We start from the raw sequence: 22023 nt of genomic DNA, 5'->3' as shown, positions 1-22023 counted from the left end.
GGCGCGCCCTGCGCCTAAGTCTGGTAGCATGAAGCCGCTCATCCCCATGGCCCTTGCCGCATCGCTCTGCCTGCCCGTCGCCCCCTTGGGCGCGCATCCGCATGTCTTTGTCGATGTGGCCCTGCGGTTCACCGCCGATGATCAGGGGCGCCTGACCGAGGTCGAGGTGACATGGAGCTATGACGATTTCTTTTCCCTCCTGATCCTCACCGATATGGGGCTTGACCCCGACGGCGACGGCACCCTGACCGAGGCGGAATTGGCACAGCTCAAGGGCTTTGATCTGATCGAATGGCCCGACGGCTTTGAGGGTGATCTCTATATGTATCTGGGCGAGACCAAGATTGCGCTCGATCACCCCATCCCCACCGGCATCGCCCTCACCAATGGCCGCATCATTGCCACCCATACCCGCACCTTTGGCCCTGTCAAAGCCGAGGGTCTGCGCGTCGAGGCTTATGATCCGACCTACTATGTCGCCCATAGCCTTGCGGGGCCCATCACCCTGCCCAAGGGCTGCGTCTATACGATCACCAAGCCGGACCTTGACCAGAGCCAGGAACAATTCCGCCAGATGCTCGGCGAAATGACCGCCGAGGAACAATATACCGGCGTCGAAATCGGCAACCTCTTTTCCGAGAGCCTTTCGGTCACATGCGCCGCCCCGTCCTGAGCCTTGCAGCCCTCGCGCTCGCTGTCCTCGTGATCTGGCTCTGGGGCTTTGGCGGCGCGGCACAAGTCTCCGACTGGGCGCGCACCGGACAGGCCGAAACGCAACAGGCGATGGCCCGCCTCTTGCGCGCGCTGCGCGCCGGCGAACCGGGGGCGCTGGCCGGGTTGCTGGGCCTCTGCTTTGCCTACGGCTTCTTTCACGCGGCAGGGCCGGGCCATGGCAAGATCCTGATCGGTGGCTACGGCATGGCCGCGCGCGTCAGCGCACTCCGGCTGTCACTCTTGGCGCTCGCCTCCAGCTTTGCGCAGGCCGCAGCGGCGGTGCTGCTGGTCTATGCCGGTGTCTTTGTCTTTGACCTCACCCGCCAGCACATGACCGATCTGGCCGAGGACATCATGGCCCCCGCCAGTTTTGCCGCCATCGCGCTCGTCGGTCTCTGGCTGGCGTTTCGCGGCCTGCGCCGCTGGCGCAAAACCCGCGCCACCCACGATCATCATCATCATCATCACGACCATGACGCCCCCTGCCCCTCCTGCGGGCACAAACACGGGCCAACCCTGGCCGAGGCCGAGGCCGTCACCGGCTGGCGCGACGCCGCTGCCCTGATTGGGGCCGTGGCGATCCGCCCCTGCACCGGCGCGCTTTTCCTGCTGATCCTCACATGGCGCATGGGGCTGGATCTGGCGGGCATCATGGGCGCCTTTGCCATGGGCCTTGGCACCGCCAGCGTCACCCTTGCCGTGGCCCTCGCCTCTGTCACCCTGCGCGAAGGGGCCTTGGCGCGGCTGGCCACCACCGGCGGCGCGGCCCGCGCCCTGCCCCTCTTTGAAATCGCGGCAGGCGTGATCATTGCGGCACTCTCGACGCATCTGATGCTGGGCACGCTCTGACGAGGGTTGCGCAAACTTCGGCGCACGTCTAACGCCAGACCCATGCAACCTCGCCTCACATATCGCCAGCATGCCCGCGCCGTGCTGGGCCTTGGCCTGCCCCTCATCGGCAGCCATGTGGCGCAGTTTGCCATCACCTTCACCGATGCGCTCATGCTGGGCTGGTATTCGGTCGAGGCCCTGGCCGCCGAAGTGCTGGGCGGCACCATGTTCTTTGTCCTCTTCATCATGGGCTCCGGCTTTGCCTGGGCGGTGATGCCGATGGTGGCCTCTGCTCAAGCCTCGGGCGCGACTACCCAAGTGCGCCGCGTCACGCGCATGGGCCTCTGGGCCTCGATCCTGTTTGGGCTGGCAACGCTGCCCCTGATGCTGGGCTCCGGCGCGCTCTTCGACCGCATGGGCCAAGAGCCCGCCACCGCCGCCCTCGCCGCCGATTACCTCGAAATCGCCGGGCTCGGCATCCTGCCCGCGCTGATGGTGATGGTGCTCAAATCCTATCTCGCCGCCCTTGAACGCACGGCCGTGGTGCTCTGGGTGACGCTGGGTGCGGTGGTGCTCAATGCCGGCGTGAACTACCTGCTCATCTTCGGGCATTTCGGCTTTCCAGAACTCGGCGTGCAGGGCGCGGCCATAGCCTCGCTCGGGGTCAATACAGCCTCTTTCGTAGTGCTTGGCGCCTATGTCCACCACTCCGCCCCAGACCACGCGCTCTTTCAACGCTTCTGGCGTCCCGACCCCGAGGCGCTGGGCCGTGTCTTTCGCCTGGGCTGGCCCATCGGCCTTACCAATCTGGCCGAGGTCGGCCTCTTCGCCGCCGCGTCCATCATGATGGGCTGGCTGGGCACGCTGCCTCTGGCGGCGCATGGCATCGCCCTCCAGATCACCTCGGTGATTTTCATGATCCACCTCGGGCTGTCCAACGTCGCCACCGTGCGCGCGGGACAGGCGCATGGGCGCGGCGATGGCGCGGGGCTGCGCGACGGTGCGCGCGTGGTCCTCGGCCTCTCCGCCGCTGTGGCGCTGGCGACCATGGCGCTGCTCCTGCTCCTGCCGGACCCGCTGGTGGGCCTCTTTCTCGCGCCCGACGATCCCGACCGGGCACAGGTGATCGCCATCGGGCGGCAACTCCTTGCTGCCGCCGCCCTCTTTCAACTGGTCGATGCAGCCCAAGTGCAGGCGTTGGGCCTCTTGCGCGGGGTGCAGGATACCCGCGTGCCGATGGTCATTGCGGCCCTCAGCTATTGGGTGGTGGGCGTGCCGGTCAGCTACCTTCTCGGATTCACACTTGGATTTGGCGGGCCGGGTATCTGGCTCGGCCTCGCAGCCGGGCTCGCGCTGGCGGGCGTGTTCATGCTGGTTCGGTTCTGGGGCTGGTCGGTGCGCCGTATTCCGGCACCGGCCCCCGTCCTGCGGCAACAGGGGTGATTGCGCGGCCCCGCTTCCGTTGGTAAAGGAAACTAACCAATTTCGGAGGACGCCATGCCCGTGATCACCAATATCGCCGATCTCAAACAGATCTACCGCCGCCGCGTCCCCAAGATGTTCTACGACTACGCCGAATCCGGCAGCTGGACCGAACAGACCTTTCGCGAAAACACCACCGATTTTGACAAAATCTACCTGCGCCAGCGTGTTGCCATCGACATGACCGGGCGCAGCACCGCGAGCCAGATGATCGGGCAGGATGTAGCGATGCCCGTGGGCCTTGCCCCGGTGGGCCTGACGGGCATGCAACACGCGGATGGCGAGATCAAGGCGGCGCGCGCCGCCGAGAAATTCGGCGTGCCCTTCACCCTCTCGACCATGTCGATCTGCTCGATCGAGGATGTGGCCGAGAACACCACCAAGCCGTTCTGGATGCAGGTCTATACCCTCAAGGACGACGATTTCATGCAGCGGCTGTTTGACCGGGCGCGCGATGCCAAATGTTCGGCGGCGATGATCACCGTTGATCTGCAACTGCTGGGGCAACGCCACAAGGATTTGAAAAACGGCCTTTCTGCCCCGCCCAAGCTGACCCCCAAAAGCGTCGCCAACATGATGACCAAGGTGCAGTGGGGGCTTGGCATGCTGGGCACCAAACGGCGCTTTTTTGGCAATATCGTGGGTCATGCCAAGGGCGTCACCGATCCCTCCTCGCTCAGCACTTGGACCTCAGAGGCGTTCGATCAGGCGCTTGACTGGGACCGCATCCGCCAGTTCCGCAAGATGTGGGACGGCCCGCTGATCATCAAGGGCATCATGGACCCTCGCGATGCCCGTGAAGCGCTGAACGTCGGTGCCGATGCGATCATCGTCTCCAACCACGGCGGGCGACAGCTTGACGGCGCGCTCTCGGCCATCCGGGCCCTGCCCGCCATCATGGACGCAGTAGGCGACAAGATCGAGGTGCATCTCGACAGCGGCATCCGCTCGGGTCAGGATGTGCTCAAGGCGCTCTCGCTCGGGGCCAAGGGCACCTATATCGGGCGCGCCTTTGTCTATGGGCTGGGGTCGATGGGCGAGGCGGGTGTCACCCGCGCGCTCGAGGTGATCCACAAAGAACTCGATAGCAGCATGGGCCTCTGCGGGCGACGCGCCGTCAAGGATCTGGACCGCGACATTCTGATGGTGCCCGAGGATTTCACCGGCCGCTGGATGGTCTGAGGCGCCTCACCGCCCCAAGAGCCGCCGCAACAAGCCGCGCCGCGCCCGCACCTCTGGTGTGGGTGCTGGCCCCTTCGCGGCCTTCCACGCGGCCAGAATGGCGCGCGCCTCGTCCTCGAGCGGTATCTCGGACGCCGGATCGTGGGCCACCTCGACATCGAACGCCAGATGATGCCCCGCCCGCCGCTCCAGATCGCGATTGCTCCCCTTCCACCGCTCAACGAGTTGCTGACGGTCCGTGAAAGGCATCAAAAACCGCCGCTTTGGCACCTCGACCACTCCCGGCGCTTCGGCAAAGAACCGATCCAGCGCCACATCCATCTGCGCCAGAGAACACCCAGCCGCCTGCATCTCGCGCTTGAGCAGGCGCGCAGGTTCGATCAGACCCGTGGGCGGGCTGACATTCGACATCGGCACCGCCGCGTCATCGCCGTAGCACAGGCTGGAAGCACCGATCTGCTCCAGCACGAAATTGACCGGATACCGCCGATCACTGCCCGGCAGGATCACGGTGCTGAACACCCTGTCCCGGCCGACATATTTTCCCCAGTAGAGCGTGAAGAGCGCATAGTTCAGCACATCTTGCTCTGTGCGCTTTTCCAGCAACTCCGCGATGCTGCCGCTCCATTTCTGACCGCCCTTGACATGCTGTTTGAAATCGGATTCGAGCCAGTGATCCTGCCTGCGCAAGACCGCAAGCACAGTGACCTCAAATCCCCGCGCGCGCAGCGCCTCGACCAGCCTAATGGCCACCGCCGATTTATAGAGACCCGACAGGCTTTCGGCGCTCAGCACCACATCCCCGTCACCGCGCGTGAAGAACTCCAGTGCCTCCGCGACGGCCTGTGATCTTTCCCGATAGGCCGCAATGGCCAGATCTGCCGCATTGCCCTGCCCCTGCGCCGACTGGACCTCGGGCATGTCATAGGCGATGCCAAGATGCCGCAGACGGTCTTGCTGTTGCACCAAGGCGGCCTGTATGGTTGAGGTCGCGCATTTGGGCATGCCAACATGCAGGAAAACGCGGCGTGGCATTTCGGGCGGGCTCCTCTTGCGTCACGGGACCGACGGATAGGCCACGCGCCCCAGCCCGGCAACAAGATTCCGCTTTTCAAACCGGCAAAACCCGGCTATTGGCGCAGCTTCATGCGGGGTCTACAGCCTTGGAGGAGCCCCGCCCTAACCAATGGAGAAATCAAATGGCTGGAGAAATTCCTGATCTTCAGGCCCAGGAACGTGCGGGGACAGGCAAGGGCGCCGCTCGCGCAGCTCGTCGTGAGGGCATGGTTCCGGGTATCGTATTCGGTGGCGACAAAGAGCCGCTGCCGATCAACATTCCGTTCAACGCGCTGCTCAAGCGCCTGAAGAAGGGCCGTTTCAAATCGACCCTGTTCAATCTTCAGGTCGAGGGCCAAGACGATGTGCGCGTGATCTGCCGTGACGTTCAGCGCGATGTGGTCAAGGATCTTCCGACTCATGTCGACCTTATGCGTCTGCGTCGCACCACCCGGATCAACCTGTTCATTCACGTTGACTTCATCAACCACGAGAATTGCCCGGCCCTGCGCAAAGGCGGCGTTCTGACCGTCGTGCGCAACGAGGTCGAGCTGACCGTGACTGCGGGCGACATCCCCGATCACCTGACCGTGGACCTGTCCAAGATCTCCAAGATCGGCGACGTGGTTACGATTTCGATGATTGATCTGCCAGAAGGCAGTGAGCCGGTGATCAAGGACCGCGATTTCGTGATCTGCAACATCTCGGCCCCCTCGGCGCTGCGCTCGCAGGGCGAGGAAGAAGAAGAGGACGAGGGCGACGAGGAATAATCCTCATCTCTCACGCCCAACCCAAAGAGCGCGGCCCCCAATCGGGGGTCGCGTTTTTTCTATCACCGGTCCCGCACCCGGCGAAAGCACAGGATGCGCCCGCGCGACGGGCCGGGATCATAGGTTAGGCCCGAGACCGACATGCAATCAACGATCCGTTGGATGACTGTGTCAGGATAGCGCGTCGGATGCAGTTCCATCATCACGCTGCGCACATGGTCAGGCCAGGGGTGATCGAAAAGATGCTGCTCCGCCCCCTCGATATCCATGATCACCACATGCGGACGCGCCTGCGTCATCAGATCATTCAGCCCCAGATATGGCACCTCGACCATGCGGTCGAGCGCGGTGGTCTCGTCCGCGATCCGCGCCGCCCAGAAACTCTGGGCCGCGTCAAAGGCCAAGGGCTCGGACTCGCGCGCCATGCCACCCACCGCACCATGCAGGAGGGTCACCGCCCCAAATCCGTTGCGCTCCAGATTAGCCCGGATCACCGGCAACATGCCGGGATTGGCCTCGACGCTCGTCACATTCTGCGGCCCGGTGATACGGGCGCAAATCGAGGCGATGTATCCAATCCCCGCCCCCAGTTCCAGCACCCGTTGCCCCGGTCGCAGTCGCATGGCCGCCGCCCGCGCCTCATCGGCCTCATAGCCACCCGAGGCCAGCTTGGCCGCGATCCGGTCGTTCAGGATGCTGTCGGGCACCGACAGATTTAGCCCCTCCACCTCGTATTCGGCCATCCGGCACCCTGCCCCCGTTGATTCCGCGGCACCAAGGCCCTAGACCATCCTCAACCAAGATAGGGGCATCGGCAATGCAGCTCTTTGTGGGTCTCGGCAATCCGGGCGCAAAATATGAGAATAATCGACATAACATCGGCTTCATGGCATTGGACAGGATCGCCGATGAGCATGGCTTTGGCCCATGGCGGTCCAAGTTTCAGGGCATGGTCTCTGAGGGGGATTTGGGCGACGACAAGGTCATCTTGCTCAAACCCATGACCTTCATGAACCTCAGCGGGCAATCGGTGGGCGAGGCGCTGCGCTTCTACAAACTGACCCCCGCCGATGTCACGGTCTTTCACGACGAATTGGACCTCGCCCCCGGCAAGCTGCGCTGCAAGACGGGTGGCGGCCATGCGGGTCACAACGGGTTGCGCTCTCTCCATCAACACATCGGCGAGACTTATGGCCGCGTGCGCCTTGGCATCGGCCATCCCGGACACAAGGACCGCGTGGCGCACTATGTCTTGCAGGATTTCGCGAAATCCGAGACCGACTGGCTCGACGATCTGCTGCGCGGCGTCGCCAAAGGTGCGCCGTGGCTCGCCTTGGGCAAGCCCGACCGCTTTCAGAACGCCGTGGCACAGGCGATCACGCCCCCCGCGCCCAAACCCGCCCGCCCCGAGAGCATGCAGACCGAAAGGCCGCCCAAACCCGCAGAAGAGGCGCCGGACGAGACGCGCTCACCCCTTCAAAAACTGGTCGACCGGTTCCGCTGACGCGCCTTGACCCCTTAGCCCAGTGCCGCGTCACAGCGCGCGCAGGTGCCGGGATGCTTGTGACGCCCCACATCAGGCAGGATCTTCCAGCAGCGCTGGCATTTCTCGCCCTCTGCCCGCTCAAAGACCACGCCAACGGTATCAACCTCAGGCAAGCGGAACGCCTCATCGGGGCGCGGATCGCCGGTCAGCATCAGGTCAGAGGTGATACAGATATCCGCAAAATCCACTGATTTCAGCGCCCTGAGCATCTCTGCATCGCGGATGTGCACCACGGGTGCCGCCTCCAGACTTGCGCCGATCACCTTGTCGGTGCGCTGCACCTCCAACGCCGCCGTCACGACGCGCCGCGCCTGCCGCACCATGGCCCATTTCGCCGCCAGCGGTTCATTGAGCCAGTCAGCGGGCGTGTCTGGAATATCCGTGAGGTGAATCGAACTGTCCTCGCCGGGGAAGCGCGACAGCCACACCTCCTCCATGGTGAAGACCAACACCGGGGCCAGCCATGTGGTCAGCCGGTGAAACAGCAGATCGAGCACGGTGCGCGCCGCACGACGCCGCGCGGTGTCGCCATCGCAATAGAGCGCGTCCTTGCGGATGTCGAAATAGAACGCGCTCAGATCGAGCGTGCAAAAGTTGAAAATCTGCTGGAAAACCCCTTGGAAATCATAGGTTTCATAGCCTTTCTTCACCTTGTGATCCAGCTCGGCCAGACGGTGCAGCACCCAACGCTCCAACTCGGGCATATCGGCGGGATCAACCCGGTCCGCCTCGCTGAACGGGGCCAGCGCCCCCAGCATGAACCGCAGCGTGTTGCGCAGACGGCGATAGCCATCGGCCACGCCCTTGAGGATTTCCGGCCCGATCCGCAGGTCGGCGGTGTAATCGGCCTGCGCCACCCAGAGCCGCAGGATATCCGCGCCATATTGCTTGACCACTTCCTCGGGGGCCACGGTGTTGCCCAAGGATTTGGACATCTTGTTGCCCTTCTCATCAAGGGTAAAGCCATGCGTCAGCACCCCCCGATAGGGCGCGCGCCCGCGCGTGCCGCAGGACTGCAACATCGACGAATGGAACCAGCCGCGATGCTGATCCGTGCCCTCTAGATAGAGATCGGCCAGACCATCCTCGGACCCATCCGCGCGGTCGCGCAGCACAAAGGCATGGGTCGAGCCAGAATCGAACCACACATCGAGAATGTCATCGACCTTGCGCCAGTCGTCCGGGTTGACGATACCGCTCAGGAACCGCGCCTTGGCCCCGTCCTTGTACCACGCATCCGCGCCCTCTTCCTCAAAGGCCGCGAGGATGCGTGCGTTGACTTCTTCGTTCCGCAAAAGGTATTCAGAATCCGTCGGTTGCGCGCCATTCTTCACAAAACAGGTGAGCGGCACGCCCCAAGCGCGTTGACGGCTCAGCACCCAATCGGGCCGCGCCTCGATCATCGAATAGAGCCGGTTGCGTCCGGTCTTGGGCGTCCACGTCACCAACTCGTCGATGGAGCGCAACGCGCGTTCGCGAATGGTGGTGCCATAATCGTCCTGCCCGTCACCCACGGCGCGGTCAATCGCGGCGAACCATTGCGGGGTGTTGCGATAGATGACGGGGGCTTTGGAGCGCCAGCTGTGCGGATAGGAATGCTTGATCTTGCCGCGCGCGAGCAACCCGCCCACCTCGGCCAGTTTATCAATCACCGCCTTGTTGGCATTGCCCTCTTTGCCCTTGCGATCAAGGATGAAGGTGCCGCCAAAGAACGGCAGGTCAGGCCGGAAAGAACCGTCTTCCAGCACGTTATAGGTGATCACCTGCTCCAACATGCCCAGATCACGGTAGAGTTCAAACTCCTCCATCCCGTGCGAGGGCGCGCAATGGACAAACCCGGTGCCCTCCTCGTCAGTGACGAAATCCGCAGCGCGGAAATCGCGCAGGTCGTCCCATTCGCCGTTGCCACCTTCGGCCCCGGCGAGAGGATGCGCGAGACCGGTGATAACTTGGGGATCTACGTCACGCACACGGCGATACATGCTGTCATCCAAACGTGCACGAGACATCACCTCAGCAGCAAGTTTGTCGGCCAGAATGAACTTCTCCCCGACATTGGCCCAGCACTCTTGGGGGGTGCCGGTAACCTGATAAAGACCGTATGAGATTTCGTCACCGTAAACGACGGCCTTGTTCGACGGGATGGTCCAAGGCGTGGTCGTCCAGATTACAACCTTTGCACCACTCATGTCGGAAGCTAGCTGCTTCAGTTCCCGCTCAACTTCGGCTTCGTCGCCTTGGCTTACAACCATTTTCGACCCAAGTGCCTCGATGCCGACAACCCGAAACTTCACCCAAACCGTAAAGCTTTCCTTGTCGTGATACTCCACCTCCGCCTCGGCCAGCGCGGTTTTCTCAACCGGCGACCACATCACCGGCTTGGAGCCCTGATACAGCACGCCGGTCATCAAGAACTTCTGAAACTCCTCCGCGATGATCCGCTCGGCGCGAAAATCCATGGTCAGATACGGGCGATCCCAACAGCCGGTGATCCCCAACCGCTTGAACTCCTCGCGCTGGATGTCGATCCAGCCTTCGGCGAACTTGCGGCATTCCTGACGGAAATCGACCACATCCACCTTGTCTTTATCCAGCCCCTTGGCCCGGTATTGCTCCTCGATCTTCCATTCGATCGGCAGGCCGTGACAATCCCAGCCGGGGATATAGCGCGCATCGCGGCCCATCATCTGCTGGCTGCGCACCACCATATCCTTGAGGATTTTATTCAGCGCGTGACCGATATGCAGATGGCCGTTGGCGTAGGGCGGGCCGTCATGCAGGGTAAAGGGCGCACGCCCCGCCGCATTCTCCCGCAGCTTCTCATACACTCCGATCCGCGCCCAGCGCGCCAGCCACTCAGGCTCGCGCGCGGGCAGTCCCGCACGCATCGGGAAATCGGTTTCCGGCAGGTTCAAAGTATCTTTGTAATCAGGCGTCTGGGTCGTGTCGGCGCACATGGTTTGCGTCCTTGTCACTGGTCTGGGAATTGGGGGGTGCAGCGGCGCGATTGCTCATACGCCTTGTCCCGGCAGCTCGATTGTCTCAGAGCGCCGGGCATGTAATTCGAATAATGATCGCTCTGCGTCTCATCATGGCCCGCCTTATAGGCGCGCACCCGGCAGGCGTCCAGAGGGCGCGGCGTGCGCGTGTCTGAAAAGAGAGCGCCCAGAAATCTTTTCAAGATTTCTCGCCCACCATGAGGGATTGCCTCTCACCACATCCCGCGCCACATAAGACACATGAGCACCGCCTTGCCCCCGCGTTTCAACATCACCCGCCCCGAGATCGAGCGGGTCGTCACCGAATTCTACGCGGCGGTGCGCGCGCATCCCGGCCTTGGGCCGATCTTTGCGGTGCATGTCACCGACTGGCCCGCACACGAGGCCAAGGTCGCGGATTTCTGGGCCAATTCCATCCTGCATGAACGCGTCTATGACGGCAGCCCGATGGCGGCACATGTCAACGCCCGCAATGTGCAGCCGGGTATGTTCTCGACCTGGCTGGCGCTCTTTGATGCGGTGCTCTTGCGCGAACTTTCCCCCGATCAGGCCGCCGCATGGTCGGCGCTGGCGCATCGCATCGGACGGTCCTTGCGCGCCGGCGTCGTGGACCGAAGCACCCATGCCGGCGGCATCCCCAAACTGCGCTGACCTCGGCAAAGCCTTGCCGAAACTCCCCGTTCGCGACGGATGCCATAGACCGACGGCGGGAACCCGCCCTGCGACTCACGCGATACTGGCAGAAAGACGCCCGAAACGGCGTCCATCCGTTTAGCGCTCAGGCAGAGGCATCACTTTGAGGTAAACTTGAAGACAGCGCGAAAGGAGACCGCTATGTACACCCCCAATGACGACATTCAACGCCAAGCCAATCGAGATCGCAACCGATACGGCCCTTCCGGCTATGATGCTGGGGCCTCGACGCGCGGCGGGCTGATTGGCCTTCTGGTCATCGTTGTCCTGATGGGCGGCTTGATCGCCTTCAGCATGCTGTCCCCCTCCCCAACAAGCAACAGCACGAACCCAGATGCCGAAACTGCCCCAGCAAGCGTGATCGACGGCTCTGCTGCGGAGCAAACCCCTGCCGCCCCGGCCGAGTAACGGCCAAACTCACACTCGCGGCGCAGAAGGCCCGGTCCCGCGATTGCGTGGCCGGGCCACTTTCCCTTACGAGCAGTTGGGGTCACCCGAGCGATGTCACCCACAGGATCGTCGCATCCTCGGGACTGACCGAGATCACGTTATGCCCCATGGTGGCATCGTAATAGGCGCTGTCGCCGCGACGCATCTCGATCGGCTCGTAAAACTCGGTATAGAGCCGCACCACCCCGGTCAGCACATAGAGAAATTCTTCGCCGTCATGGCGCACCCAACCGCCGAATTCCTCCATCGCGCGGGCACGGATGCGCGCTCGGTAGGGCATCATGCGTTTTTGGCTCAGCGTATCGGCCAAGAGATCATGTTCGTAGGTTGCCGTGGCCTTGGGCGTCCCTTCACCCACCCGCGTCACGGCCATGCGCCCGTTGATCCGGTCGCGCGACGGCGGCGTAAAGAGCTGTGGAACAGAGATTTCCAACCCCTGCGCCAGTTTCTTCAGGGCGTCATAGGTCGGCGACATCTGACCATTCTCGATCTTTGACAGGGTCGAGCGCGCCAGCCCCGCCTGCTTTGCCGCCTGTTCCAACGTCCAGCCCCGCGCCTTGCGCAGCCCACGCACCCGCACGCCCAGATCGAGCGGCTCGGGGCCAGTTTCAGCGCCGGTTTCGCGCGTGACGCGCAGCAGGGGGGACAAGGCTTGATCAGTCATTGCACAAAGCTATAGGCCAAGCGCAGAGCCACTTGCAACCGCCGCGCAGGCCCCCTAAGCGAGAGACATGAGCGCCATATTCGATCAGGGGCCAAGCGCCCCCTGCCCCAGCCCCTTCAACCTCGCGGCCCATGTTCTGGGCCGGGCCGAGGCGCATCCGGACAAGATCGCACTGGCGGTTCTCGGTCTCGGCACCGCCGAACGCTGGAGCTATGGACGCCTGTTGGCCGCCGTGCGCGGCACCGGCACCGGCCTCTTGCGCACCGGCCTCAAACCCGGCGACCGGGTGCTGATGCGGCTGGGCAATACGGTCGAATTTCCGATTGCCTATCTGGGCGCTATCGCCGTGGGCCTTGTGCCCATTCCCACCTCTAGCCAACTGACAGCGCCCGAGGTGGCGGGCATCGTCAAGACCACGCAACCCGCACTGATCCTGCGCGCGGCGGGCGTGGCCTGCCCCGAGACAGACATTCCCTCTCTCGACGAACCCGCTCTTGAGGCGATGCGCGATCTGCCGCCCGCTGACTGGGAGATGGGCGATCCAGACCGCCCCGCCTATATCATCTATACCTCCGGCACCTCAGGCATTCCGCGCGCTGTGGTGCATGCCCACCGCGCCATCTGGGCACGGCGGATGATGTTTGACGGCTGGTATGGGCTGCGCGGCGACGACAGGCTCTGCCATGCCGGTGCGTTTAACTGGACCTTCACCCTTGGCACCGGCCTGATGGACCCCTGGACTGTGGGGGCAACCGCGCTCATCCCCGCGCCGGGTATAGCGCCCGAGCACTTGCCCGCGCTGCTCGAACGCCATGACGCGACCATCTTTGCCGCAGCACCGGGCGTGTATCGCAAACTCGTCCGGCCCGGTCAGCCCCTTGCCCTGCCACACTTGCGGCACGGGCTGGCAGCGGGCGAAAAACTCTCGGACACGATCCGCCAGCACTGGCGGGATGCCACCGGGACGCCGATGTATGAGGCCTACGGCATGTCCGAATGCTCGACCTTCATCTCCGGCAGCCCCGCTCACCCCGCAGCCCCCGGCACGCTGGGCCGTCCCCAGACCGGCCGCCGCGTCGCGATCATCGGCAACGGCAGCCCCGCGCCCCATGGCACCGAGGGCACCATCGCCGTCCACCGCTCCGATCCCGGTCTCATGCTGGGCTATCTTGGCGCGCCCGAAGCCACGGCAGAGAAATTCACTGGCGACTGGTTCCTGACCGGCGATCAGGGGATGATGGATGCCGAGGGCCAGATCACCTATCTGGGCCGCGCCGACGACATGATGAACGCAGGCGGCTACCGCGTCTCTCCGATGGAGGTCGAGGCGGCGCTGAGCGCCCATCCCGGCATCACCACGGTGGCTGTCACCGATATTGAGGTGAAAGAGGATGCACGCGTGATCATGGCCTTCTATACTGGTCCCGCGCAGCTTGATCCTGTCGCACTCGATGCCTTTGCCGCTGAACGGCTTGCGGGTTACAAATGCCCGCGCGGCTTTTACCACGTCGAGGCCCTTCCCACCGGGGCCAATGGCAAAATCCTGCGCCGCGCGCTGCGGCCGATTTATGAGGGCCTTCATGGTCAAGCTTGATATCATCTCCGACCCGATCTGCCCTTGGTGCTACATCGGCAAGACGCTGCTGGATCAGGCCTTGGCCCTGCGCCCCGATCACCCATTCGAGATCGAATGGCACCCATTCCAGCTCAACCCCGACATGCCCGCCGAAGGCATGGACCGCCGCGCCTATCTGGAGACAAAATTTGGTGGCAAAGAGGGCGCCATCCGCGCCTATGCCCCGGTGCTGGAGCGCGCCGAGGCCGCCGGTCTCACCATTGATTTTGCCGCCATCCAACGGACGCCCAACACGCTTGACGCACATCGCCTGCTGCATTGGGCCGGGATCGAGGGCTGTCAGGACCGCATGGCCATGGCGCTTTTCCAGGCCTATTTCAACGAGGGTCGCGATATTGGTGATGCAGAGGTTCTGGCCGATCTCGCCGACAGCCTCAGCCTTGATGGGGCGATGATCCAGCGCCTCTTGGGAACAGAAGCCGACCGCGAGGACATCCGCGCCCGCGACGCACAGTTCCGCCAGATGGGGATTTCAGGCGTGCCCACGTTCATCGTCGGGGGTCAACATGCCGTGCCCGGCTGTCAGCCCGCCGAGATGTGGGTCAAGGTGATCGACGACCTGACCGCCGCCGCGAGCTGAAACTCAGACCAAGGCCATCCGCCGCGCCAACCGCCGCTCGCGCCAAAAGGTATAGATGCCCGAGGCGATGATGATCCCCGCCCCCGCCAGCGTCCAGACATCGGGCCGCTCGTCAAACAGCGTGACCCCGATGATCAGCGCGAACACCAGCCTGGAGTAGCGAAACGGTGTGATCACCGCCACATCGCCCAACCGCATCGCCGCGACAATGGCGTAGTAGGCCGACACGCCACACAAGAGCGCCAGCACCAGATCACGCCAGTTCACCGCCGTGGGCCACGCGGGCGTGCCGTGAAACGCCAAGAGGATCACGCCCGTCGGCACCAACGTGGCAAAGGCATAGGTCGACAGCTGCATCGACGAGATCGTGCGCGGCACCCGGCGCGTCGCCAGATCCCGCGCCGCCAATCCAAAGACCGCCAGCACCGCAAAGAGCGACGCCGGTTCAAACCCCGCCATCCCCGGCCGGATCACCATCAGCACGCCGCAAAACCCCACGAGGATCGCCGCCCAACGCCGCCAGCCCACCGCCTCACCCAAGAAGAGCGCGGCCCCCAAAGTGACCGCAAGCGGCGTCGCCTGCAAAATGGCCGAGGCCGAGGAAAGAGGCGTCAGCGCAATCGCCATGACAAACCCCAGCGTGCCGAGCAATTCGCCGAAATTGCGCAGGATCACCGGCCGTGACACCAGATCCCGCGACCAGAGCCGCCCGCCCTGCGCCCGCGTGATCGAGCCAAAAATCAACGCGCCCCCGATCCCGATCAGCAGAATGATCTGCCCCACCGGCAAGGTATCGGCCAAACGCTTGATGAACATATCCTCCAGCGCGAAGCCGCCCATCGAGAGGACCATCAGAATACTGCCGCGCAGGTTTTCCATCTCAGACTTTCTTATCCGTGAGCGCCCGTGATAGCCCGGATCATCCGCCTAAAAAAGCGGCAGAGCTATGACAGCACAACATGACCGCTATGCTTGGCCTTGTGTTCGGGCTCGACATGGATCGTCACCCGCGCGCCCGGCAGCGCAGCCATCAGCGCCGCCTCGATCCGGTCGCAGAGCGCATGTGCAACTTCAACCGAGATCGCGCCCGGCACCACCAGATGAAAATCTATGAACGTCACCGGCCCGGCATGGCGCGTGCGCAGATCATGGGCCTCCAACGCGGCGTCATCGCTTGCCGCCTCGGCGATCACCCGGCGGATCGTGGCCAGTTCCTCTTCGGACACGGCCTCGTCCATCAACCCGCTGAGCGACGCCTTGATCACCACCGATCCCGACCACAGGATATTGAACGCCACCAGCACCGCCATCGCCGGATCAAGCCAGAGCCACCCGGTCGCCAGCGCCAGCGCCACGCCAAAGAGCACGCCCACCGACGACACCACATCGGTCATCAGATGCTTGCCATCTGCAACCAAGGCAGGCGAGCGATAGCGACGTCCATTGCGGATCAGGATCACCGCCCAGACCGCATTGATCAGGCTCGCCCCGGTGTTGATCGCCATCCCGAGCAAGGGCTGTGCAATGGCCTGCGGTGCCAGAAACCCCGCATAGGCCTCGCGCAGGATAAAGAGGGCCGCAATCACGATCAGCACGCCCTCCAGCACCGCCGAAAAGAACTCCGCCTTGTCATGGCCATAGGGGTGATTGTCATCCGCTGGCCGCCGCGCGACCCGAAGCGCCACGATCACCGCCAGCGCGGCTGCCACATTCACAAGGCTTTCCAGCGCATCCGACATCAGCGCAAGCGATCCCGTCAGACCCCAAGCCAAAGCCTTGAGCGCCAGAACACCGAGACCCACGATGACGCTGCCGATGGCCAGCCGCATCACCCGCGCCTTGGCCCCCGCATCACTCACTGGATTTGATCGGCACGCCATAAAGTTCGAGCCGATGCCCGATCAGGCGATACCCCAGCTTTTCCGCGATCTTCTCTTGCAACACCTCGATCTCGGGATCGACAAATTCGATCACCGCGCCCGAATTCATGTCGATCAGATGATCGTGATGGTCACGCTCGGCATCTTCATAGCGTGCGCGCCCATCGCCAAACTCCAGTTTGTCGAGAATCCCCGCCTCTTCAAACAGTTTGACCGTACGATAGACCGTCGCAATCGAGATCCGCGGATCGCGCCCCGAGGCGCGCGCGTAGAGTTCTTCGACATCCGGATGATCGTCCGACCCTTCCAGAACCGACGCAATGGTGCGGCGCTGATCGGTCATGCGCAGCCCCTTGGCCTCGCAACGCTCGGTGATGGTCTCAGTCATGGGCGGCCTCGTCTTGTCTTGCGGCGGTGCCTTACCCGCAAGGGGCGGTTCTGACCAGCCCCTTTGCCGCCCTGTCTGCACGTTCAATGCGGTGCTGTTCGCGAGAATAGCTGAATGACTACGATCCCCGCAAGGATCATCCCCGTCCCGATGATCGCGGGCAAGTCCAGTTTCTGCCCAAAGATCACATAACCGATACAGGCGATGAACACGATACCTAGCCCTGACCAGATCGCATAGACCACGCCCACCGGCATCACCTTGAGCGTCTGCGCCAACAGATAGAAACTGATCGCATAGGCGATGACTACCAGAACCGAGGGCCAGAACCGGGTGAACTGCTGGCTGGCCTGCAATGCCGTGGTGCCGGCTGTTTCGGCGAGAATGGCAAGGAAGAGGATGAGATAGACCTGTGGGATCATGGCGCGCGCTCCGGTCTTGGGCAATTGGCCCAGACTTATGCGAGGGGGCAAGCGGCGTCCACCGGGAAAGGGGCGGCTTTCGCCTGTCCCCTGCACCAAAGACCACGCGCGGAACAAGGCGCGGTACGCGCCGCCGCGCGGATCGCTGGGCCGTCCCGCGGCCTAGCGATTCTGAGAGCGAGCGCCTCTCGTTTAGGTCACACGGTCTTTGCTGGCATAAAGTGGCAGCCACAGACCTTGCATCGCTAGTCCCCGGCCCAACGATCCGCGCGGCTCATCGCTTGATGGTGAAGTCTGCGAACACCCAATCCCTCATACGTCGCTTGCCAGCCGCCCCACCCCGCCCCATATTCCTCTCATGTTGAAATTCACCCCGATCCTGCTTGCCCTGCTCTATGCGCTCGCCATGTACCGCTTCTCGGTCTGGCGCACGACGCGCGAGCTTGACGCGCAATCGACCGAATTGGCTGATCCAAGGCTCAAGGCCATGACCGACCGCCTCGCCCGCGCCCTCGACCTGCCCCGCGTTCGCGTTCACATCTACGAGATTGACCCGGTAAACGGCCTTGCCGCCCCCGATGGGCGCATTTTCATCACGCGCGGCTTTTATCGCAAGTTTCAAACCGATGAGGTCACCGCCGAGGAAATGGCCTCGGTCATCGCGCATGAGTTGGGTCATGTCGCCTTGGGTCATTCCCGCCGCCGGATGATCGACTTTTCCGGGCAGAACGCCCTGCGCACGGCACTTGCGATGATCTTGTCGCGCTTCATACCCGGTCTCGGCGTCTGGATCGCCAATGGCATCACCACCCTTCTCGCCGCCCGTCTCTCCCGCGGCGACGAATACGAGGCCGACGCCTATGCCGCCGCCCTGCTGACCAAGGCGGGCATCGGCACCGGCCCGCAAAAATCGCTCTTCGAAAAACTCGAGGCGCTGACCACCGGCGCAGGCGGCAAGATGCCCGCGTGGCTGCTCAGCCACCCCAAGACCGCCGAGCGCATCGCCGCCATCGAAAAGCTCGAAAGTCGCTGGCACCAGAGCCTCCCCTGATCCCCCGTCATCCTCGGGCCTGACCCGAGGACCTCTCACCCCCACACCAACCTTCATCCTCGGGCCTGACCCGAGGACTTCTCAGAATAGCTCCCAAGAGCTTACAAAATCACCTGACAAACCTTACAGAGCTTACCATTCATCATTCAGCGAATTTTTTGATCAAATTATCTTGGCAAGCCCCCCAAGGCCGGGCTAGGCTGTTACAAATCACGATCAGGACTTTCTTCAAATGGACCTTACACAGTTCCAGACCTTCCGCGTGGCTGCCTGCGACCTGAATGGCCGGATGCGCGGCAAGCGGCTTCCTGCCGCCCATGCCGACAAACTCCGCAGCGGGAGCGTGCGCATGCCGCTGTCTTCGCTGAACCTGGATATTTTCGGCGCAGATATCGAAAACTCGCCGCTGGTGTTCGACTCCGGGGATGTCGATGGCGTGCTCTATCCCACCGACCGTGGCCCTGTTCCCCTGCCATGGCTCGAGGTGCCACAGGGGCTTGTGCCCATGGTCATGCACCATGAGGATGGCACCCCCTTCGCCGGCGACCCGCGTCACGCCTTGGTGAGCGTGCTCGACCGCTACGCCGCCTGTGGCTGGCATGTCGACGCCGCGACCGAGCTGGAATTCACATTGGTTGACGGAAAAGGCAACGAACTCAAGACGGTACGTGATCCGCGCAATGGCCGCCGGATGAAGGCTCCGGGCATTCTATCGCTCGGTCAGATGGATGCCTTCGACGGTTTTCTGAGCGCGCTTTACGTTGCTGGCTTGGAAATGGGTCTGCCCGTCGAAACCGCTGTCAGCGAGGCTGGCGTCGGTCAGTTCGAATTGACCCTGCACCATCAGAACGCTCTGCGCGCCGCCGATGACACATGGCTTTTCAAAACATTGATCAAAGGATTGGCGCGGCAGCACGGCTATGTTGCCACGTTCATGGCCAAGCCCTTTGAGGATGACACCGGCAACGGCATGCATATGCATTTTTCGGTGATGGACGAGAAAGGCACCAATGTTTTCAACGATGGAACCGCGGCGGGCACGGATATTCTGCGTGCCGCTGTGGCTGGCTGTCTTGCAGCAATGCCGCCCTCAACACTGATTTTCGCCCCCCATGCCAACAGTTATGCAAGGCTGGTGCCCGGCGCTCATGCCCCGACCGGCGCGGGCTGGGGCTATGAGAACCGCACCACAGCGGTGCGCATCCCCGGCGGCCCCCCCTCGGCGCGCCGGATCGAACACCGCGTCGCGGGCGGCGATATCAACCCGTACCTCAGCTTTGCCGCCATCCTCGGCGCCGCCATCACCGGAATCGAAGAGAGCATGACCCCGCCGCCGCCCATCAACGGCAATGCCTACGAGGTCCAGATGCCGCAGCTTGCCCCGGACTGGGGCGCGGCCATCGACATTTTCGAAAGCGATCCGATGATTGCCAAGATTTTTCATGCGGACCTGATCCGCAATCTGGTAATGACCAAACGTCAGGAGCTGGCGTATATGGCACCGATCCCCAAAGAAGACCACTGGAAGACCTATCTCGAAACGGTGTAGCCTGAAGCAGCAACCCCGCCCCAATTTGATCAAATCAAGAGAGCGCCATGAAAATCGGCATCCTGAAAACCGGCCACGCCCCCGACATCGTTCTGAACGAGCTGGGAGATTACGAGGTGATGTTCGCGCAGTTGCTGGACGGGCACGGCTTTGAGTTCGACCATTACAACGTGGTGGATGAAGAATTTCCTACCGGACCGGACGCTGCCGACGGATGGCTCATCACCGGCTCGAAACACGGGGCCTATGAGGACCACCCGTGGATACCCCCGCTGGAACAGTTGATCCGTGACATTGCCGCCGCCGGGCGACCGCTTGTCGGCGTCTGCTTTGGCCATCAGATCATCGCGCAGGCCATGGGGGGCAAGGTGGAGAAATTCAAAGGTGGCTGGCAAGTAGGGGTCACCGACTACGACATCGAAGGTCAGCGCGTGCCGCTCAACGCGTGGCATCAGGATCAGGTGACCCAACTGCCGGAGGGAGCCGATGTCGTCGGCACAAGCGATTTTTGTGAGAATGCCGCTCTGCTTTACGGCGACAATATCTATACAATCCAACCCCATCCAGAGTTCACCGCGACCATGGTGGACCGTCTCATCCATCACCGCGCCCCCGGCGTGGTGCCTGACAATCTGCTGAAAGAGGCGGTGGCAAAACTCGACCAGCCCACCGCCAATGCCACAATCGCCGCCCGCATGGCGGAGTTTTTCAAACGAGGTGCCAGCCATGGCCGATCTGAGTGACCTGACCAATTCCCTGCCTGCCTCTGCGCAGGCCTATCTTGAGAACCGCCGCCTTGACGAGGTCGAGTGCATCATTTCCGACCTGCCCGGCATCGCACGCGGCAAGGCGGTTCCGGCTACGAAATTCGCTCGGCAAAAGTATTTTCACCTGCCGGATTCGATCTTTTTCCAGACCATCACCGGCGACTGGGGCGAGGCTGCAGGCGAAGGTGGGTTCATCGAACGCGACATGATCCTGCGCCCCGACATGTCCACCGCAACCGCGGCACCTTGGACCGCCGATTGGACGCTGCAAGTGATCCACGACGCCTTTGACCGCGAAGGCGCGCCCATCCCTTTTTCCCCGCGCAACGTTTTGCGTCGGGTGGTGGACATGTATCACGCCCATGGCATGAAGCCTGTCGTTGCCCCGGAAATGGAATTCTTCCTCGTGGCGCGCAATCTCGACCCGGCGCATGAGATCAAGCCGATGATGGGCCGCTCTGGTCGACCGGCGGCCGCACGTCAGGCCTATTCGATGACAGCCGTGGATGAATTCGGTCCGGTGATCGACGATATCTACGACTTCGCCGAAGCACAGGGGTTCGAGATCGACGGGATCACTCAGGAAGGCGGGGCCGGGCAGCTTGAAATCAACCTGCGCCACGGCGATCCGATCAAGCTGGCCGATGAGGTGTTTTACTTCAAGCGGCTCATTCGCGAGGCAGCGCTGCGCCACGACTGCTTTGCCACCTTCATGGCCAAGCCGATTGCCGACGAGCCGGGCAGCGCCATGCATATTCACCACTCGATCCTAGACATGGAGACAGGCCGCAACATCTTTTCCGGGCCACAGGGCGGCGAGACCGATGCTTTCTTTCACTTCATCGGCGGCTTGCAGAAACACCTGCCTTCGGCCATCGCGGTGCTGGCACCCTATGTCAATTCCTACCGCCGCTATGTCAAGGATCACGCCGCCCCGATAAACCTCGCTTGGGGCCGCGACAACCGCACCACCGGCATTCGCGTGCCGCTCTCTGGCCCCGAGGCGCGGCGGGTCGAGAACCGCATGGCGGGCATGGATTGCAACCCCTATCTCGGCATTGCGGCGAGCCTCGCCTGTGGTCTCTTGGGTATCCTCAACGAGGAGTGGCCCGACAAGCAGTTCAAGGGCGACGCCTATTCAGGCGAGCCGGACATTCCAAACGTCATGGGCGACGCGCTTGATATGTTTGAAGAGGCCAAGGCCCTGCACGAGATCCTCGGACCGGAATTCGCCCGCGTCTATGCCATCGTGAAACGCACCGAGTACGAGGAATTCCTCCAGGTGATCAGCCCATGGGAGCGTGAGCATCTCCTCCTCAACGTCTGAGCCACGCGTCACGGGCGTGCCGACGAGTATTTGCAC

The 22023-nt window shown here is 62.9% G+C and carries 22 protein-coding genes; 14 read left to right on the top strand and 8 right to left on the bottom strand.

The genetic code is table 11. The features are described 5' to 3' along the window. Window positions 1-28 precede the first annotated feature (28 nt). From ROS217_RS14355 to ROS217_RS14340, 4 genes are read left to right on the top strand one after another with little or no spacing between them, the layout of a single operon-like run. On the top strand, window positions 29-673 hold the full coding sequence (locus tag ROS217_RS14355) for a DUF1007 family protein (protein WP_009818497.1): 645 nt from the start codon (window positions 29-31) through the stop codon (window positions 671-673). Next, entirely contained in the window at window positions 655-1563 is a 909-nt protein-coding gene (locus tag ROS217_RS14350) for a nickel/cobalt transporter (RefSeq protein WP_009818496.1), read from the top strand. The genes ROS217_RS14355 and ROS217_RS14350 overlap by 19 nt, the downstream gene beginning before the upstream one ends. Window positions 1564-1605: 42 nt before the next feature. Next, on the top strand, window positions 1606-2988 hold the full coding sequence (locus tag ROS217_RS14345) for an MATE family efflux transporter (RefSeq protein ID WP_009818495.1): 1383 nt from the start codon (window positions 1606-1608) through the stop codon (window positions 2986-2988). 54 nt (window positions 2989-3042) lie between these two features. Then, window positions 3043-4209, top strand: a complete 1167-nt coding sequence (locus ROS217_RS14340) for an alpha-hydroxy acid oxidase (RefSeq protein ID WP_009818494.1) — start codon at window positions 3043-3045, stop codon at window positions 4207-4209. A 6-nt stretch (window positions 4210-4215) separates the two neighbouring features. Here ROS217_RS14340 and ROS217_RS14335 read toward each other — a convergent pair whose 3' ends face one another. After that, entirely contained in the window at window positions 4216-5244 is a 1029-nt protein-coding gene (locus ROS217_RS14335; RefSeq protein ID WP_040650601.1) for a hypothetical protein, read from the bottom strand. A gap of 164 nt (window positions 5245-5408) precedes the next feature. Between ROS217_RS14335 and ROS217_RS14330 the strand changes: the two genes are divergently transcribed. Continuing rightward, on the top strand, window positions 5409-6035 hold the full coding sequence (locus ROS217_RS14330; RefSeq protein WP_009818492.1) for a 50S ribosomal protein L25/general stress protein Ctc: 627 nt from the start codon (window positions 5409-5411) through the stop codon (window positions 6033-6035). Between the two features lie 62 nt (window positions 6036-6097). On the opposite strand, the gene ROS217_RS14325 is transcribed toward ROS217_RS14330, so the two are convergent. After that, on the bottom strand, window positions 6098-6778 hold the full coding sequence (locus tag ROS217_RS14325) for an FkbM family methyltransferase (protein WP_009818491.1): 681 nt from the start codon (window positions 6776-6778) through the stop codon (window positions 6098-6100). 74 nt (window positions 6779-6852) lie between these two features. On the opposite strand from ROS217_RS14325, the gene pth reads away from it, so the two are divergent. Continuing rightward, window positions 6853-7539, top strand: coding sequence for an aminoacyl-tRNA hydrolase (gene pth / locus ROS217_RS14320; RefSeq protein WP_009818490.1), 687 nt, complete (start codon window positions 6853-6855; stop codon window positions 7537-7539). 14 nt (window positions 7540-7553) lie between these two features. Here pth and ileS read toward each other — a convergent pair whose 3' ends face one another. Continuing rightward, window positions 7554-10538 (bottom strand): isoleucine--tRNA ligase, encoded by a 2985-nt coding sequence (gene ileS, locus ROS217_RS14315; protein ID WP_009818489.1) that lies wholly within the window; start codon window positions 10536-10538, stop codon window positions 7554-7556. Between the two features lie 282 nt (window positions 10539-10820). Between ileS and ROS217_RS14310 the strand changes: the two genes are divergently transcribed. Both ROS217_RS14310 and ROS217_RS14305 read left to right on the top strand, forming a co-directional pair. Further along, complete coding sequence (locus ROS217_RS14310; RefSeq protein ID WP_009818488.1) at window positions 10821-11231, top strand: group III truncated hemoglobin; 411 nt, start codon at window positions 10821-10823, stop codon at window positions 11229-11231. Between the two features lie 183 nt (window positions 11232-11414). Beyond that, a complete protein-coding gene (locus ROS217_RS14305; RefSeq protein WP_009818487.1) occupies window positions 11415-11681 on the top strand; it encodes a hypothetical protein in 267 nt (88 codons plus the stop codon). A gap of 82 nt (window positions 11682-11763) precedes the next feature. On the opposite strand, the gene ROS217_RS14300 is transcribed toward ROS217_RS14305, so the two are convergent. Beyond that, window positions 11764-12387: a helix-turn-helix domain-containing protein gene (locus ROS217_RS14300; protein WP_009818486.1), complete on the bottom strand. Its 624-nt coding sequence runs from the start codon at window positions 12385-12387 to the stop codon at window positions 11764-11766. Window positions 12388-12454: 67 nt separating this feature from the next. Between ROS217_RS14300 and ROS217_RS14295 the strand changes: the two genes are divergently transcribed. Together ROS217_RS14295 and ROS217_RS14290 are read left to right on the top strand one after the other, a co-directional pair. Beyond that, window positions 12455-13981 (top strand): class I adenylate-forming enzyme family protein, encoded by a 1527-nt coding sequence (locus ROS217_RS14295; RefSeq protein ID WP_009818485.1) that lies wholly within the window; start codon window positions 12455-12457, stop codon window positions 13979-13981. Continuing rightward, entirely contained in the window at window positions 13968-14603 is a 636-nt protein-coding gene (locus tag ROS217_RS14290) for a DsbA family oxidoreductase (protein WP_009818484.1), read from the top strand. The genes ROS217_RS14295 and ROS217_RS14290 overlap by 14 nt, the downstream gene beginning before the upstream one ends. 3 nt (window positions 14604-14606) lie before the next feature. On the opposite strand, the gene ROS217_RS14285 is transcribed toward ROS217_RS14290, so the two are convergent. The 4 genes from ROS217_RS14285 to ROS217_RS14270 all read right to left on the bottom strand — a co-directional run bounded on the left by ROS217_RS14285 (window position 14607) and on the right by ROS217_RS14270 (window position 17293). Further along, on the bottom strand, window positions 14607-15482 hold the full coding sequence (locus tag ROS217_RS14285) for a DMT family transporter (RefSeq protein ID WP_009818483.1): 876 nt from the start codon (window positions 15480-15482) through the stop codon (window positions 14607-14609). Window positions 15483-15547: 65 nt separating this feature from the next. Further along, window positions 15548-16432 carry a cation diffusion facilitator family transporter gene (locus tag ROS217_RS14280; RefSeq protein WP_040651514.1) on the bottom strand — a complete coding sequence of 295 codons (885 nt, stop codon included), beginning with the start codon at window positions 16430-16432 and terminating at the stop codon, window positions 15548-15550. A 22-nt stretch (window positions 16433-16454) separates the two neighbouring features. Beyond that, on the bottom strand, window positions 16455-16871 hold the full coding sequence (locus ROS217_RS14275; protein WP_009818481.1) for a Fur family transcriptional regulator: 417 nt from the start codon (window positions 16869-16871) through the stop codon (window positions 16455-16457). 83 nt (window positions 16872-16954) lie between these two features. Further along, complete coding sequence (locus ROS217_RS14270; protein WP_083781547.1) at window positions 16955-17293, bottom strand: SMR family transporter; 339 nt, start codon at window positions 17291-17293, stop codon at window positions 16955-16957. A 358-nt stretch (window positions 17294-17651) separates the two neighbouring features. Between ROS217_RS14270 and ROS217_RS14265 the strand changes: the two genes are divergently transcribed. The 4 genes from ROS217_RS14265 (at window position 17652) to ROS217_RS14250 (ending at window position 21987) form a co-directional block, all read left to right on the top strand. After that, window positions 17652-18344 (top strand): M48 family metallopeptidase, encoded by a 693-nt coding sequence (locus tag ROS217_RS14265; protein WP_009818479.1) that lies wholly within the window; start codon window positions 17652-17654, stop codon window positions 18342-18344. A 232-nt stretch (window positions 18345-18576) separates the two neighbouring features. Beyond that, a complete protein-coding gene (locus ROS217_RS14260) occupies window positions 18577-19893 on the top strand; it encodes a glutamine synthetase family protein (protein WP_009818478.1) in 1317 nt (438 codons plus the stop codon). A 47-nt stretch (window positions 19894-19940) separates the two neighbouring features. After that, window positions 19941-20636: a type 1 glutamine amidotransferase gene (locus ROS217_RS14255; RefSeq protein ID WP_009818477.1), complete on the top strand. Its 696-nt coding sequence runs from the start codon at window positions 19941-19943 to the stop codon at window positions 20634-20636. Then, a complete protein-coding gene (locus ROS217_RS14250) occupies window positions 20620-21987 on the top strand; it encodes a glutamine synthetase family protein (RefSeq protein ID WP_009818476.1) in 1368 nt (455 codons plus the stop codon). The genes ROS217_RS14255 and ROS217_RS14250 overlap by 17 nt, the downstream gene beginning before the upstream one ends. Window positions 21988-22023 lie beyond the last annotated feature (36 nt).

The organism is Roseovarius sp. 217 (assembly GCF_000152845.1).
Classification (GTDB): Bacteria; Pseudomonadota; Alphaproteobacteria; order Rhodobacterales; family Rhodobacteraceae; genus Roseovarius.
The sequence above is the reverse complement of the archived record's forward strand: the minus strand, read 5'-3'. Positions and strand labels throughout refer to the sequence as shown.